Annotated in this window: 16 protein-coding genes and 1 pseudogene; 6 read left to right on the top strand and 11 right to left on the bottom strand. The window is 67.9% G+C overall.

Annotated elements, in window-relative coordinates; all coding sequences use genetic code 11:
- Positions 1-56 precede the first annotated feature (56 nt).
- Positions 57-2,678: a DNA topoisomerase (ATP-hydrolyzing) subunit B gene (gyrB, locus tag PMI12_RS16920; RefSeq protein ID WP_007834820.1), complete on the top strand. Its 2,622-nt coding sequence runs from the start codon at positions 57-59 to the stop codon at positions 2,676-2,678.
- A 78-nt stretch (positions 2,679-2,756) separates the two neighbouring features.
- Here the strand turns inward: gyrB and PMI12_RS16915 are convergent, their stop codons facing one another.
- Together PMI12_RS16915 and PMI12_RS16910 are read right to left on the bottom strand one after the other, a co-directional pair.
- Entirely contained in the window at positions 2,757-3,071 is a 315-nt protein-coding gene (locus PMI12_RS16915; RefSeq protein WP_049965753.1) for a hypothetical protein, read from the bottom strand.
- A gap of 80 nt (positions 3,072-3,151) precedes the next feature.
- Complete coding sequence (locus tag PMI12_RS16910; RefSeq protein ID WP_007834816.1) at positions 3,152-3,409, bottom strand: hypothetical protein; 258 nt, start codon at positions 3,407-3,409, stop codon at positions 3,152-3,154.
- Between the two features lie 310 nt (positions 3,410-3,719).
- Here PMI12_RS16910 and PMI12_RS16905 point away from each other — a divergent pair, with 310 nt between their 5' ends.
- From PMI12_RS16905 to PMI12_RS16895, 3 genes are all read left to right on the top strand, one after another.
- Positions 3,720-4,238 carry a hypothetical protein gene (locus PMI12_RS16905; protein WP_007834814.1) on the top strand — a complete coding sequence of 173 codons (519 nt, stop codon included), beginning with the start codon at positions 3,720-3,722 and terminating at the stop codon, positions 4,236-4,238.
- 88 nt (positions 4,239-4,326) lie between these two features.
- Positions 4,327-4,818: a hypothetical protein gene (locus PMI12_RS16900; RefSeq protein ID WP_007834812.1), complete on the top strand. Its 492-nt coding sequence runs from the start codon at positions 4,327-4,329 to the stop codon at positions 4,816-4,818.
- A 134-nt stretch (positions 4,819-4,952) separates the two neighbouring features.
- Complete coding sequence (locus PMI12_RS16895; RefSeq protein ID WP_007834810.1) at positions 4,953-6,200, top strand: metallophosphoesterase; 1,248 nt, start codon at positions 4,953-4,955, stop codon at positions 6,198-6,200.
- 9 nt (positions 6,201-6,209) lie between these two features.
- Here the strand turns inward: PMI12_RS16895 and PMI12_RS16890 are convergent, their stop codons facing one another.
- Complete coding sequence (locus tag PMI12_RS16890; protein WP_007834809.1) at positions 6,210-6,707, bottom strand: polyhydroxyalkanoate granule-associated phasin; 498 nt, start codon at positions 6,705-6,707, stop codon at positions 6,210-6,212.
- A 198-nt stretch (positions 6,708-6,905) separates the two neighbouring features.
- Between PMI12_RS16890 and PMI12_RS16885 the strand changes: the two genes are divergently transcribed.
- The gene (locus tag PMI12_RS16885; RefSeq protein WP_042673609.1) at positions 6,906-7,481 is read left to right on the top strand and encodes an acyloxyacyl hydrolase; all 576 of its coding nucleotides are present in this window, start codon (positions 6,906-6,908) and stop codon (positions 7,479-7,481) included.
- Here the strand turns inward: PMI12_RS16885 and PMI12_RS16880 are convergent.
- From PMI12_RS16880 to PMI12_RS16870, 3 genes are read right to left on the bottom strand one after another with little or no spacing between them, the layout of a single operon-like run.
- Complete coding sequence (locus PMI12_RS16880) at positions 7,478-8,434, bottom strand: lysylphosphatidylglycerol synthase domain-containing protein (protein WP_007834806.1); 957 nt, start codon at positions 8,432-8,434, stop codon at positions 7,478-7,480. The two genes, PMI12_RS16885 and PMI12_RS16880, sit on opposite strands and share 4 nt — an antisense overlap.
- A 22-nt stretch (positions 8,435-8,456) precedes the next feature.
- Positions 8,457-9,731, bottom strand: a complete 1,275-nt coding sequence (clsB, locus tag PMI12_RS16875) for a cardiolipin synthase ClsB (RefSeq protein ID WP_007834804.1) — start codon at positions 9,729-9,731, stop codon at positions 8,457-8,459.
- Between the two features lie 20 nt (positions 9,732-9,751).
- A complete protein-coding gene (locus PMI12_RS16870) occupies positions 9,752-10,546 on the bottom strand; it encodes an endonuclease/exonuclease/phosphatase family protein (protein ID WP_007834803.1) in 795 nt (264 codons plus the stop codon).
- Between the two features lie 217 nt (positions 10,547-10,763).
- Here PMI12_RS16870 and PMI12_RS16865 point away from each other — a divergent pair, with 217 nt between their 5' ends.
- Positions 10,764-11,192 (top strand): hypothetical protein, encoded by a 429-nt coding sequence (locus PMI12_RS16865; protein WP_007834801.1) that lies wholly within the window; start codon positions 10,764-10,766, stop codon positions 11,190-11,192.
- 88 nt (positions 11,193-11,280) lie between these two features.
- On the opposite strand, the gene PMI12_RS16860 is transcribed toward PMI12_RS16865, so the two are convergent.
- From PMI12_RS16860 to PMI12_RS16840, 5 genes and pseudogenes are all read right to left on the bottom strand, one after another.
- Positions 11,281-11,853 (bottom strand): Spy/CpxP family protein refolding chaperone, encoded by a 573-nt coding sequence (locus tag PMI12_RS16860; protein ID WP_007834800.1) that lies wholly within the window; start codon positions 11,851-11,853, stop codon positions 11,281-11,283.
- Positions 11,854-12,004: 151 nt separating this feature from the next.
- On the bottom strand, positions 12,005-13,078 hold the full coding sequence (locus PMI12_RS16855) for a flavodoxin family protein (protein WP_007834799.1): 1,074 nt from the start codon (positions 13,076-13,078) through the stop codon (positions 12,005-12,007).
- Positions 13,079-13,155: 77 nt separating this feature from the next.
- Entirely contained in the window at positions 13,156-14,052 is an 897-nt protein-coding gene (locus PMI12_RS16850) for a pirin family protein (RefSeq protein ID WP_007834798.1), read from the bottom strand.
- Positions 14,053-14,118: 66 nt separating this feature from the next.
- Entirely contained in the window at positions 14,119-14,886 is a 768-nt protein-coding gene (locus PMI12_RS16845; RefSeq protein WP_007834792.1) for a GNAT family N-acetyltransferase, read from the bottom strand.
- A pseudogene (locus PMI12_RS16840) lies at positions 14,883-15,089 on the bottom strand (biosynthetic peptidoglycan transglycosylase); the annotation flags it as partial. The pseudogene PMI12_RS16840 and the gene PMI12_RS16845, both read right to left, overlap by 4 nt.

Genomic DNA, 15,089 nt, shown 5'->3' with positions numbered 1-15,089 from the left:
GCTTTTGAGAGCCCGAAAAATCACGTGAATGCCGTGAGAGACAGAGGAATATCCGAATGAGTGCTGAAGAAAACAAGCCCGAAGTGCCGCACACCGAACCGGTCTACACGCCTGAAGTTCAGGTCGTGCCGCCCGAGGCCATAGCCGCCGACACCAGCTACGGCGAAGGCTCGATCACGATCCTCGAAGGGCTCGAGGCCGTGCGCAAGCGCCCCGGCATGTACATCGGCGACACCTCCGACGGCACCGGGCTGCACCACCTGGTGTTCGAAGTCGTGGACAACTCCATCGACGAGGCGCTGGCCGGCCATTGCGACGACATCGTCGTGACCATCCACTCCGACAACTCGATCTCCGTCACCGACAACGGCCGCGGCATCCCGACCGGCGTGAAGATGGACGACAAGCACGAGCCCAAGCGCTCGGCCGCCGAGATCGCGCTGACCGAACTGCATGCCGGCGGCAAGTTCAACCAGAACAGCTACAAGGTGTCGGGCGGCCTGCACGGCGTGGGCGTGAGCTGCGTGAACGCGCTGAGCGTGATGCTGCGCCTCGTGGTGCGCCGCGAAGGCAAGATCCACGAGCTCGAATTCAGCCGCGGCTTCGTGCAGGACCGCCTGCTCGAAACGGTGAACGGCGTCGAAGTCTCGCCCATGAAGATCATCGGCGACACCGACAAGCGCGGCACCGAGGTGCATTTTCTGCCCGACACCCAGATCTTCAAGGAGAACTCGGACTTCCACTACGAAATCCTCAGCAAGCGCCTGCGCGAACTGAGCTTCCTGAACAACGGCGTGCGCATCCGCCTGAAGGACGAGCGCACCGGCAAGGAAGACGACTTCTCCGGCGCCGGCGGCGTGCGCGGCTTCGTGGAGTTCATCAACAAGGGCAAGACCGTCCTGCACCCGAACTCGTTCTACGCCGAGGGAGAGCGCCCGGCCGACACCTACGGCGGCATCCCCGGCACGCACATCGGCGTCGAAGTGGCGATGCAGTGGAACAGCGGCTACAACGAGCAGGTTCTCTGCTTCACCAACAACATCCCGCAGCGTGACGGCGGCACCCACCTCACGGGCCTGCGCGCCGCGATGACCCGCGTCATCAACAAGTACATCGAAGAGAACGAGTTCGCGAAGAAGGCGAAGGTCGAAGTCACCGGCGACGACATGCGCGAAGGCCTGTGCTGCGTGCTGAGCGTGAAGGTGCCCGAGCCCAAGTTCTCCAGCCAGACCAAGGACAAGCTGGTGTCCAGCGAAGTGCGCGCGCCGGTGGAAGACATCGTCGGCAAGCTGCTGACCGACTACCTGCAGGAACGCCCGAACGACGCCAAGATCATCTGCGGCAAGATCGTCGAGGCCGCCCGCGCCCGCGAAGCCGCCCGCAAGGCCCGCGAAATGACGCGCCGCAAGGGCGTGCTCGACGGCATGGGCCTGCCCGGCAAGCTGGCCGACTGCCAGGAGAAAGATCCGGCGCTTTGCGAGGTCTACCTGGTGGAGGGCGACTCCGCCGGCGGCTCCGCCAAGCAGGGCCGCGACCGGAAGTTCCAGGCCATCCTGCCGCTGCGCGGCAAGATCCTGAACGTCGAGAAGGCGCGCTACGAGAAGCTGCTGACCAGCAACGAAATTCTCACGATGATCACCGCGCTGGGCACCGGCATCGGCCGCGCCGGCGCCACCACCGCGGGCGGCGGCGCGGACGACTTCAACGTCGCCAAGCTGCGCTACCACCGCATCATCATCATGACCGACGCCGACGTCGACGGCGCCCACATCCGCACGCTGCTGCTCACCTTCTTCTACCGGCAGATGCCGGAGCTGGTGGAGCGCGGCCACATCTACATCGCGCAGCCGCCGCTGTACAAGGTGAAGGTCGGCAAGGAAGAGCAATACCTGAAGGACGGCCCCGCGCTGGACGCCTTCCTGCTCAAGGTGGCATTGAAGGACGCGAGCCTGCAGACCGGCGGCGCGAACTCCACCACGCTCGCCGGCGATACCCTGGCCGAGCTGGCGCGCAAGCACCAGGTGGCCGAGGCCGTCATTGCGCGCCTGCGCAACTTCATGGACGCCGAGGCGCTGCGCGCGATTGCCGACGGCGTGGCGCTCGACCTCGACACCACGCCCGCCGCCGAGGCTTCGGCCGTCGCGCTGCAGGCCAAGCTGCGCGAGCTCAACACGACCGGTGTGCCGGCCGAGGTGAGCAGCGAATTCGACGCCCGCACCGACAAGCCGCTGCTGCGCATCAGCCGCCGCCACCACGGCAACATCAAGAGCAGCGTGCTCACGCAGGACTTCGTCCACGGCGCCGACTACGCAGCGCTCGCCGAAGCCGCCAACACCTTCCGCGGCCTGCTGAGTCCCGAAGGCGCGCTGGTCAAGCGCGGCGAAGGCGAACGCGCCAAGGAAGAAAAAGTCGACGACTTCCGCCAGGCCATGAAGTGGCTGATCAGCGAAGCCGAGCGCGCCACCTCGCGCCAGCGCTACAAGGGCCTGGGCGAGATGAACCCCGAGCAGCTGTGGGAAACCACCATGGACCCGACCGTGCGGCGCCTGCTCAGGGTGCAGATCGACGACGCGATCGAAGCCGACCGCGTGTTCACCATGCTCATGGGCGATGAGGTGGAGCCGCGCCGGGAGTTCATCGAGCAGAACGCGCTGCGGGCGGCGAATATCGACGTGTGATGATGGTCGTCACCCACATCCACGGCCCCGTGCCGCACCGCTGAAGAGCCTGAAAACGCCCGGTCACCCGGGCGTTTCTTATTGCAGGCGCAAGGTTGTGGCGAGCCCGCCGTTCGAGCACGGGCCGTCGGAGTATTCGGCTTCGCCGGACGGGCCGATGCACTTGGTCACCTTGACGGTGGGCGTTGCCACGCGGGGAGGCTCGACAGGGGCACCCTCCAGCGGAACGAGAGACGCGACGGGGAGGGCGGCCGGCCTCACAGGCCGCGCAGCTTCCTCGCGATCGCTCGTCACGGGCGGCTGGACGAACGCAGCCGGGATGCTCGCCTGAACCGGCGCGCGTGCCGCGCTTTCCCGTACCAGCCCCTGGAGGGTCGCATAGAACAGGAACATCGCCACGAGTGCCACCCCGAGGCACGGTGCCCAATACTGCGGCGGCCCCCAAGGCCCAAAGGACCGGCCAGGCCGTCCTCTCAGCGCCGCAGCCATGGCCAGCCCCCGGCCTGCAATGCGCCCGCCAACCGGGCGATCCCTCCGGTGCCGCTCGCCGCGCGCCCGATCAGCGCACCGCCGGCCGCACCGACGGCGATGCGCGCCAGCAACGAGCGGCTGCGGCCCGCCGCCAGCAGCAGCAAAACGCCGGCGCCCAGCACAGCGAGATGCTCACCGGGATAGTCGGCGCGCGCGGCATCCACTTTCCTGAAGTCGTCGATGGTCGATTGGAATGTCATGGCCGAAGCTCCTTGTTTGCGTTCAGCCGTTCTTAACCCGCACCGCCATGTGCGGCTGTAGGCGCGCGCCATGCCCGCCGGCGGAATCCGTCCCGAAAACGCCGCAGACCGAGGCACATCAGGGTTTCCCTCAGGCTTGTCAGTAAAAGCACCGGCAATGCACGTCACAAGGCCGTCATCAGCTATGAAAACAATAGCATTCACCTTCAATCCGAAGATCGTTCCTCGTAAACGCTATATCTAGCCCGACTCTTGCTAAGCAAAATCCCCGACGGATTTCACGTCACGCAAGATCGAGGACCACACAGCAATGAACCCTACGCGTCTCCGCCGGCCCCTGGCCGCGCTGGTATTGGGCGGTACAGCAGCATTCCTCGGGGCCGTGACTTCAGCCCACGCGTTCTCGAACCCGCCCATCCAGGTGGCGCAGGGCATCGAGTACATGTGCGGCGGCGCCGCCAAGGACGAAGCCGCGTTCATGGAAATGGTGTCGCCGCGCTGGGCCGCGACCATCGATTTCGGCGTCAGCGACGGCAAGGGGACAGGGGTGCCCGGCTTTCCCGCCAAGGCCCTTATTGAAGTACGCCAGAAATACACCGGCCAGGTCGTGATGGACGTGCAGTCGCAAGGCCCCTACATGCTGGCGCGCCTCAATCCGGGCGCCTATGACGTGAACGTGACGCTCGGCGGCCTCACGCTGACGCAGTCGCTGGTGGTGATTGCCGGCATGCCGGCGCGTGCGTCGTTCGTGTGGCCCTCGAATTTCGACATGGCCTCGGTCGCGCCGTCGCTGCCACAGGCGCTGGCGCAGACGTCCACCGCCCGCTGAGCTTTTTTCCGGTCAGCCTTTCCTAAGCCGCGAACCGCACAGTGACGTCGTGGCTTCTCGCCACGACGACAAGGAAAGGATTCAGACCATGGGCACCCGTTTTCCATCATCGCGCGCGATGCGGCCGCTGGCGGCCGCCCTGTGCTGCGCCGCCGTTGTGCTCGGCGCGCTTTCGCCCGCCCAGGCGGCGGTGAACCCGCCGATCTACATGGCGCACGGTGTCGAATACATGAGCGGCGGCATCGGCAGCGACGAGGCCCGGCTGATGGAGACGGTGTCGCCGCGCTGGCCCGCCACCTTCGAATTCGCGGTCAAGGACAGCAAGGGCGCCGACTTCGCGGCCAACGTGCACGTGACGGTGCGCGACAGCAGCGGCACCGCGCTGCTCGACAACGTGGTGTCGGGCGGCCCGTTCATGGTGGCGCGCCTCGATCCGGGCGCCTATGAGGTCGAGGCACGCATCGGCAGCCAGGTGCTGAAGCAGCAGCTGCACGTGCTGCAGGGCGCGCCGGCCAAGGCGAGCTTCATCTGGCCGGCAGGCACCGACATGGCTTCGGCCGGCACGCGCACGGTGCAGTAACACGGCGAAAGTGGGCGCCGGCACCGCGGCGGACCGGTACCGTTCTTGTGGGTCCGGCAGAGCCATGAAGCCTGCTATCCGGGCGCATTGCGCTATAGAAAAAATAGCTATCGCCGCACTTCCCGGCGCCTTGAATGCGCGGCATGCGCCTTGCAGATGAGGTGTCCCGGGCAGTGCCCGATCCCATTGCCTCGATGCCGATCCGTCCCCTGAGCGCCCTGACCGCGCTATTGCACGTCTATATCGCGCTGCGCCTGCTGCCCGCGCTGGCCGTGCTCACGCCCGCGTGGCCGCTGGCGCTGTTCGCGCTCGCGGTGTCGGCGGTCACGATTCCGCTGCCTTTCGTGTCGCGCCGCATCGGACGCGACGCCGCCACGGGCGATGTGCTCAAGTGGATCGGCCTGATCGGCATGGGCTGGTTCTCGTCGATGTTCGTGCTCACGCTGCTGCGCGACGCTGGCCTGCTGCTCGCCTGGCTCGCAAGCGCGTTGGGCGGTGTGCCGGTGCAGTGGAATGTGCTGCAGCCATGGAGCGCGCTGGCCGTGCTGGCGATGGCCACGGCCACGTCGGCGATCGGTTTCCTCAATGCGCGCCGCACGGCCGGCGTGAAGCGGGTGGACGTGCCCATCCGCGGCCTGCCGCAGGCACTCGAAGGCTTCACGATCGCGCAGCTCAGCGACATCCACGTGGGTCCGACGATCCGGAACGCGTACATCCAGCGCATCGTCGATGCGGTGAATCGCCTGGGCGCGGACGCCATCGCGATCACCGGCGATCTGGTCGACGGCACAGTGCCGGAACTGCGCGAGCACATCGCGCCGCTGGCCGGTCTGCGTGCGCGCCACGGCACCTTCGTGGTCACGGGCAACCACGAGTACTACGCGGGCGCGCATGCCTGGATCGACGAGCTGCGCCGGCTCGGCCTGAAGGTGCTGCTCAACGAGCACGTGGTGCTGCAGACGCGCAACGTGCGCGGCGCGCAGACCGATGAAGAGCTCTTCGAAAGCGCGCTCGTACTCGCCGGCGTGACCGACTTCACTGCCGGGCATTTCGACGCGGCGCACGCCAGCGATCCGCACCTGGCGCTGCACGATGCGCCGCCGCTGGTGCACACGCGCGTGCTGCTTGCGCACCAGCCGCGCAGCGCGCCGCTGGCTGCGGCGGCCGGCTACCAGCTGCAGCTGTCTGGCCACACGCACGGCGGCCAGTTCTTTCCCTGGAACCTGTTCGTGCCGATGCAGCAGCCTTTCACGGCCGGCCTGCACCGGCTGCAGGACATGTGGGTGTACGTGAGCCGGGGTACCGGCTACTGGGGCCCGCCGAAGCGCTTTGGCGCGCCTTCCGAAATCACGCTGCTGACGCTGGTGCCGGCGAAGTCCTGAAGAGCCTGCTCAGGATTCGAGTTCGGCCAGCCGGCGTGCGTTGGAGGTAGCCGCCGCGTGGATCGGCTCCAGGCACTCGCGTGCGACGCGCGCCGCGATTTCCGGCAGCTGGCTCGCGGCATCGACCGTGCCTGCGGCCGATTGCACGAACGCATCGCCATGCGCGGCCGCCTGGGCCGGCGTGACGCTGCCCGCCAGCAAGAAGAAGGCCGTCGTGCCCTGGACCCATTGCTGCAGCACCCGGCTGGCGAGCGAGAAATGGCTGCTGTGCCACTGCTTCGCCATCGCGATGCCAGCCTCGTTTGCAGCCGCCAGCTTTTCCTGCCCCATGAGCTGGAATTCCGCGAGGTCGGCCGCACTGGGCGTGAGTCCGGCCTTGGCGATGCGCTCGGTGCGCATGCGGATCACGGAGCCGGACGACAGCAGCATCTCATGGGTCTTGAAGGCCAGGTCGAACCACTGCATGAGCGGATTGGCCAGGCGGGCGGCGGAGGTGAGGGAGGGCATGAGGGCAGTGCGCTGGAGGAGGTCGGACCACTATAGGCTTCGCCGGCCCGAAAATGCTGCAGTGCAACAAATCCGGCACTGCATTTTTATTGATCGGGTCCTACTTCCCGATGTGGAAATTACGTGCCGAGCGAATGCTGAACAGGGTTGAGATTGATGATGTCTTCCTGTTTCACGTCACGCGTCACGGGCCGCAGCATGAGATTTCGCGTCGCCACACCTCTTCGGGCCGCCCTGTTCGCGGCCCTTTCGGCCTTGCCGGGCGCGGCGGCCCATGCATTCGAAGACAGCGCAACGGGCATGTACGTCGAGGGAGGCCGCGCCCCGCACGGGCAAATGGGCAGCGCCGATTCAGCGACGGTGGGCATGACCTTCCCGTGGTCACCGCGCCAGCCGGTGCGCGAAGGCGCACTCTCGGGCTACTGGGATGTGTACCTGAGCAACTGGCATGCGCCGGCCCTCGGCAACGGCCCGCGCAACTACACGCAGATCGGCGCCATCTACACCTGGCGCTACCGCTTCGACCATGGCGACTCGCCCTGGTTTGCCGAAGGTGGCGTCGGCGGCAGCGTGATGGATCACGTCTACAGGACGCCCGACCGCAGCTTCAGCACCGCCTTCCAGTTCACCGAGGTGCTGGGCATCGGAGGCAGCTTCGGCGAGCACGGCACGCATGAACTGTCGTTGCGCGTGCAGCACTTCTCGAATGGCGGCATCAAGAAGCCGAACCCGGGCGAGACCTTCGTCCGGCTGCGCTACGCCTACCGCTTCTAGCGCCCCGCCATCCCCGGCCGCTTCGCTCTCGCCTCCGTCACCAGATAGCCCAGCGCGGCCACCATCAGCGGCAGCAGGTAGTACAGGCCGCGATAAGCCAGCAGCGCGCCGAGCAGCTGGGCTTCCGGCACCTCGTGCGACAGCAGCGCCACGAACACCGCCTCGAGCACGCCGAGCCCCGCCGGCACGTGCGTGACGACTCCGGCCACCGCCGCCACCAGCAGCACCGCGAGCACCTGCGGATAGCCGACCTGACCCTGCAGCAGGAACCAGATCACGCCGCCGATCAGCGACCAGTTGGTGCACGACATGGCGAGCTGCAGCAGCGCCATGGCCAGCCCCGGGATCCTGAACGCATGGCCGCGCACGCGCCAGACGCGCCCCTTCGCCGCTGCGCACAGCACCAGGTAGGCCAGGGCCACCATCAGCAGCACCGCGCCGAGCATGCGCAGGTCCTCGTGGTCGATTTTCCAGCCGGGCGGCAGCCTCATCGGCCAGAAAAGGAATGCTGCGCCGGCCACCACGAGGTAGCCGAGCCAGTTGGTCAGCATGCTGAAGCCGAGCACGCGAGTGATGGTCTCGTTCGCGAGGCCCAGGCGCGAATAGAGCCGGTAGCGGAAGGCCACGCCGCCCACCAGCGACCCGAGGTTGAGGTTGAAGGCGTAGCTGATGAAAGTCACGCCCATCACCGTGCCCGTGCCGAGCCGGTGCCGCGTCAGGTGCCGGCCCAGCAGGTCGTAGGTGCTGTAGAGCGCGAAGCTGCTTGCCGCCAGCACGCCGGCCGCAAGCAGCACGGCGGCAGGCAGCAAGCGGATCGCGTCGAACACCTCGTCCCAGTGGATGGTGCGCGCCTGCCGCACGAGCAGCCACGCGATCAGCGCGAAGAAGCCCCACGTCGCCGCGCGGCGAATCCAGGGCCACCAGCCGTGGTGGGAGAGAGCCATGGTGCTCATCGATTCGATGCGGCGCTTCCGCTCAGGCGGCTTCCGTCCGGGTGGCGCCGCCGGCCGGGTCACTGCGGCCGCTGCCGCGCCGGCTCGCGAGGTCGGTGGCCTCGGCCGGCGTCAGGCGCGGCGCGTGTCGCGGCAGGCGGCCCAGCAGGGCCGGGTACCAGCGCAGGATGTGGAAGACGAAGAAGCTGCGCACCAGCCGCCAGCCGCTCCATTCGCTGGCGAGATCGGCCGCCTCCACCTGTTTGCAGCTGTGCTGCATCAGCCGGTCCATGCGCTCCCACAGCACCTGGTTGAAGGCCGCGTCGCGCACGATCACGTTGGCCTCGAGGTTCAGCGACAGGCTCAGCGGGTCGAGGTTGCTCGACCCCACGGTGCTCCACCTGTCGTCCATGAGCGCGACCTTGCCATGCAGCGGACGGTCGCAGTATTCGTAGATGCGCACGCCGGCATGCAGCAGGTGGTGGTAGAGCATGCTCGCGGCAGTCTTGACGATCGGCATGTCGGGCTCGCCCTGCAGGACGAGCCGCACGTCCACGCCGCGCCGCGCCGCGCGCCGCAATTCCTTGATGAGCAGGTAGCCCGGAAAGAAATACGCATTGGCGATCACGATGCGCTTGCGCGCCGCGCGGATGGCCGCACGGTACTGCCGCTCGATGTCGTTGGTGTGGCGCCGGTTGTCGCGCGTGACGAACATCGCATCGGCCTCGCCGGCACGGACCTGGTTCACGGGCGGCGCCAGCTTCAGCCGGCGGCGGAACCAGCCCGCGCCCTTGCCGCCAAGCGCGATGGCGCGCAGCACGAACTGGTGGATCTCTCCCACGATCGGGCCCGCGAGTTCCACTGCATAGTCCTGCTTGGCCTTGGATCCGAAATCGAGCAGGTGGTCCGCCGAATAGTTGATGCCGCCGACGAAGGCGCGCTCGCCGTCGACCACCACGATCTTGCGGTGCATGCGGCGGAACACGTTCAGCCGCTGGCCCATGAAGCGCTGGCCCGGATCGAACACCCGCACCTTCACGCCGGCCGAGGTCAGGCCCTCGATGAACTCGCGCGAGAGATCCGGCGAACCGAAGCCGTCGATCATCAGGTCGATCTTCACGCCACGCTGCGCCGCCTCGCGCATGGCGGCGTGCAGCTGCAGGCCGACCTTGTCCTCGAACAGGATGAAGGTCTCGGCGATCACCTCGCGCCGTGCCTTGCGGATGGCGTCGAACACGCGCGGGAAGAACTGCTCGCCGTTCTCCAGCAGCTCGATGCGGTTGCCGCCGGTCCAGTGGTTGTTGTTCCCGCTGCTCATGGCTCGCGCGCTCACTGCGCTCACAGGTCGATATCCGCCACCAGCGGGGCGTGGTCCGACAGGTGCGACCACGGCCGGCGCGGCAGCACCACGGGCGCGTGCACGCCGGCATTGCGCACGTAGATGCGGTCCAGCGGCAGCACGGGGAAGCGGGCGGGAAAGGTCCTGGCCGCGCGGCCGTTGGCATGCACGAACACTTCGCGCAGAGCGGCGCCTTTTTCCAGGATCTCGTGCGCGCGGCCGCGCCAGTCGTTGAAGTCGCCCGCCACGATCAGCGGCGCGTCGGCCGGCACCTCGTCGCGCACGATGTGGCAGAGCAGCTCGAGCTGCTGCTGCCGGTGCGCCTCGGCCAGCCCGAGGTGGGCGCAGACCGCGTGCACGTCGACGACGCGGCCCGGCAGCCGCAGCACGCAATGCAGCAGCCCGCGCTTCTCGGGACCGCTCACGGACACGTCGTGGTTGCGGAAATGCACGATCGGGAATTTCGAGAGCAGCGCATTGCCGTGGTGGCCTTTCGGATACACCGCATTGCGCCCGTAGGCGAACTGCGGCCACATGGTGTCGGCCAGGAATTCGTAGTGCGGCGCTTCGGGCCAGTTGCTCACCCTGCGCGAATGGCGCGAATGGGTGCCGAGCACTTCCTGCAGGAACACCACGTCGGCGCCCACGGTGCGCACGGCGTCGCGCAGCTCCGGCAGGATGAACCTGCGGTTGAGCGCGGTGAAGCCCTTGTGGGTGTTCACCGTCATGACCTTGAGCGAGGTCGGCGAGGCCTGCGCGGACGCCGCGGCGTCTGGAATGGGAGAGGAGGACATCGTTGTGCAAGTTGTACGTTGCCGCGCCCCTCCTGACTGTAGGAACTCGCCACCTCCTTCCGCCCCCTTTCACGCGTGGGCGGCCGGCTCCTACAGGCAGGCCTGCCGCACCCCCACATGGTGGGAATTTCGCTGCTTCTACGGTGATTTTCGAGGGCTCGGAAAGCAGCCCGCGTTTCATCCTCGACACCGACACAAAGCCACAAGGAGCACATCCATGAAGCAAATCACTTTTCACGCCACGGTTCTCGCCGCGTTGCTGGGCATGGCCGGCATCGCGTCGGCACAGGCCACGTCCATTCCCGCCCAGCCCGACCCGTCGGTGGGCGGCGAAGCCAGCACCATGACGCCTGCCGGCGTTGCAAATCCGCCGCAGCGCCCCGACGCCTCGATGCCCATATCGCGCGAGGCGGTGAAGGCCGAGGCCCGTGTGCAAAACCGCAACAATGCCAACAGCGTGGTGCCCAAGGGCGAGGCGTCCACCACCGTCAACCACCAGCCCAACGCCATGCCGCAGCCGACCGGCGAGATGTCCCGCGCGGAGGTCAGCCAGACGGGGCGCAAGGTCAAGCCGCAGTTCGGCCAGAAGGGCGAACGCCCCGACGTGGTGACCAATCCGACGGACAAGACGGGCACGCCGCAGTAAAACCCGCCCGTCGATGAAAAAAGCCCGCAGCGCTTTCGCGTTGCGGGCTTTCATTCGATGGCGCCGTCACCGGCGCAGCGGGTGTGGATCAGCCCTTGGCAGGTGCCGGCGCACCGCGCTGGCCTTCATGGCCGCGATGGCCGTCGTGGTCACCCCGGTGGCCGCCGAAGTGCACGGTCTCGGCGTCGAAGGTCTTCTGCTGCTCGGGCGTCAGCGCGGCGTAGAAAGTCTTCGTGGCTTCGGCGCGCTTGGCGAACATCGCGCTGCGTTCGGCACGGCGAGCCTCCATGCGCTCCAGGCGCTGCGGCGTGGTCAGCTTGGCGAACTCGGCACGGTCCATGTGCGGACGCGGACCGCCGGGCGGCTGCGTCGCGGCGGTGAAGGTGCTCCATGCGCCTTCCTGGGCCGCGGTGAGCTTGAGCTTGTCCTTCAGGGCGGCAAGACGCTTGGTGCGGCGCTCCTGCATGCGCTCCATGCGCTGGGCGGGGTCCATGCGCTTGTGCTGCGCCTTGGGCGCCGCGGCGTTGTCGGCCTGGGCCACCGCGGCGGTGGGTGCGGCTGGGGTGGAGGCGGCCGGCGCTTGAGCGAACGCGCCCGAAGAGGCGAGGGCGGCCGAACCCAGCAGGCTGGCCCAGACGATGCGTTGGCGAAGAGAAATCATGAGAAGTGCTTCCTTTCGAAGAAGCCCGCCACCGATGGGCAGCAGGTGAGACGAAGTGTGGAAGCGCTCTGTATCGCCTCCGTTAGGCCGGCGTGAGCTTGCGTAAAGAATGATGTACAGCGAGCGCGAAAGCGGCCTGTGGCGTGACTTTTTACTTGGGCCGGGGCCGCTTCAGCCCGCGGTCTGGCACCTGCAGCCTGCCGGCGCGCAGGTCGCCGACCGCCCGGGCGACGGCGCGCGCCACGTTGCGCACTTCTTCCTGCACGTCGGCATCGGCATCGAGCGCGTCGTGGCTGGTGGCGTAGGGTTCGTAGTAGCCGATGTAGCGATCGAGCAGCGCCTGCGTGCCGGCGTCGACCAGCCCCATCCAGTCGAGCCAGTCGACGAGGCTTCGGCGCACGCTTTCCACGCCTGCCACGTCGCCGTGCACCACCACGCCGTAGACGCGGCCGTCGAGGTGCTTGGGATAGCCCCAGCCTTCGAGTTCGAGCGCCTTGGCTTCCTCGGGATTCTTGCCATGCGTGCTGGTGGGGTCCGGGTTGCCGCCGTCGGCGCAGACGAGGCGGTCGATCATGAGCTTCAGCGGACTCGCCGCCTGGTACCAGTGCGTGGGCGTGAGCAGGATCACGCCATGCGCGGACACCCAGCGTTCGTAGATCTCGTTCATCCAGTCGCCGGTCTGGCGCAGCGAATGGTTGGGATAGCAGCTGCAGGGCCAGTGGCACAGCGGCATGGCGGTGGAGACGCAGCCCTTGCAGGGGTGGATCTGCCGGCCGTATTCGGAAGCGAGCAGGCTCAGGTCGAGCAGGTCGGTCTCGATGCCGCTGCCGTCGAGCACCTCGCGCGCCAGTTCGGCCAGCCGCCATGTCTTGGAGACTTCGCCGGGGCAGGTGCCGTCGTTGCGCGGCGAGCCGTTCACCAGCAGCACGCGCGAAGGCGTCTGCGGCAGGCTCCAGGCGAGCTGCGCCGCGTCGATGCGGGCCTTGGCTTCGAGCCAGTCGACGGACAGTTCGTAGTCCGGGTCCGCATAGCCGGGCCCCGCCCTGCGGGTGACGGGCGCCTTGCGGCCTTGCTCATAAGCTTCCCAGGCGATGAGTTCGATGCGCCGCAGCGACTCGGCCTCGGCCTGGAAGGCCGGGTCCTGGAAGGGCTGCATGAAGCGTTCGTGGAACTGGGCGCGTTGCAGCGTGGCGGGCGCCTGTCCTTTTCGGATCGTGGTGGGCATGAGCGCAATCTAGGGGGCCCATGCGGTGGCCGGAACCCTGGCCGATGCCGACTTTCGGTAGGCGGGCGACTACAGGTTCAGCCCAGCTTGCCGTTCTGGAAGTCGTGCACCGCCTGCTGGACCTGCTCCTGCGTGTTCATCACGAAAGGGCCGTACTGCGCGATGGGCTCGTGCAGCGGCTTGCCGGCAATGAGCAGCGCACGCGCGGGGCTGTGGTTGGTCGCGCCGGCACGCAGCACCACGCCGTCGCTGCCCGCGTCGTTGGCCAGGATCGCCATGCGCCGCGTCGGGACTTCGCTGCCCGCGATCCACAGCGATTCGCGGAACACGTAGACCAGCGCGTTGTGGTCGTGCGGCAGCGGCTGCGCGAACTCCGCGCCCGGCGGCAGCGTGACGTCGAGGTACAGCGGCTCGGTGTGCTCGCGCCGCACCGCACCCTCGATGCCATGGCTGGCGCCCGCGATCACGCGCACGTGCGCGCCGCCGGTGGTGGTGAATTCCGGGATCTCCTCGCTCTGGATGTCGCGATACCAGGGCTCGCGCATCTTGTCCCTGGCCGGCAGGTTGAGCCACAGCTGAAAGCCTTCCATCAGGCCTTCTTCCTGCTCGGGCAGTTCGCTGTGCACGAGGCCGCGGCCGGCGGTCATCCACTGCACGCCGCCGTTCTCCAGCAGGCCTTCGTGGCCGGCGCTGTCGCGGTGGCGCATGCGGCCGGCGATCATGTACGTGACGGTCTCGAATCCGCGGTGCGGATGGTTGGGAAAGCCGCCGATGTAGTCGCCCGGGTTGTCGCTGCCGAAGGCATCGAGCATCAGATAAGGGTCGAGCCGCTTCTGCAGCGGCTGCTGAAGCACGCGGGTGAGCTTGACGCCGTCGCCGTCGCTGGTGGAAACACCGGCCACGATGTGGTCGATGCCGCGCGGCGTGGCGACGGGATCGGTGGGATGGTTGGCGTGGTGGTTGGCGTTCGTCATCCGTCCATGGTGGCACTAACGCGCCCACCGCGCCACCCGCGGCCTGTCAGCGGGCGGCTTGACATGTCACGGCCACTGCTGGCGCTGCCAGTAGCAGTATTTCCACTGCGTTTCGAAGCCGGCGCGGCGATACAGCGACAGCGCCGCATGGTTTTGCGCATCGACCTGCAGGAACACCCGCTCGAAGCCACGTGCCGACGCGGCTTGCGCCAGCCCGGCCAGCACGCGCGCCGCCAGGCCCCGCCCCCGCTGCGCCCGCTCGGTGCGCATGCCGTGCACGCTGGCCCAGCCGTGCCCGAACGCCATCGCCCCCGCCGCCACCGTGCGGCCGCCTTCGCGCACGCTCGCATAGAGCGAGCCTTTGGCCCGCGACAGCATCCGCACGCGATGGGCCCCGTCCACCGGATCGAAGCCCTCGCCGAGGAACAGCGCCGACCAGGCGGCGTCGGGCGCATGATCGACGTCGGCCAGCGCGCCGCCTGCGACCACCTGCCGCATGCGCTGCGCCGAGCCGACCTGCACGCAGGTCGGGCTGTCGTCGATGTAGTGGCGCCGCTCCAGCTCGGCGCGCAGGCCCTCGAAGCACGGTGCTTCGGCCAGCCGCAGCGCGGGCGTGACCTGGCGGCTGTCGTAGCGGTCCTCGATGCGGTCGAGCGTGCTGTGGTCGACCTCGCTGCGGTGCAGCGGCACGGCCGACCTGGCGCGTTTCACGGTGCCGCCGGCAAAGGGCAGCAGCCAGCCGTCGAGCTCCTCGGTCAGGTCGGGCGACACCGCCGCGATGGTGGCGCGCTCGATGGCTTCGATATCCGGGATGCCCAGGGGTGTGGTGTTCATTGTTTCGTGGCCTCCGGCGCCGTGAACTTCGCCGCGGCCACGCCCTTGAGCAGCGCTTCGCGCTGGTTCCGGCTGATCCCGCGGATACCCTCGGCAATCCACTTGATGCGGTCGGCGTCGACGTGGCCATCCTGCCGCCATTGTTCGAGCACGGCCTGCGGCTTGTGCAGCATGGCGGCGAGCCACACTGCCTGTGCCGGCTC

Source organism: Variovorax sp. CF313, assembly GCF_000282635.1.
Taxonomy (GTDB): domain Bacteria; phylum Pseudomonadota; class Gammaproteobacteria; order Burkholderiales; family Burkholderiaceae_C; genus Variovorax.
The sequence above is the reverse complement of the archived record's forward strand: the minus strand, read 5'-3'. Positions and strand labels throughout refer to the sequence as shown.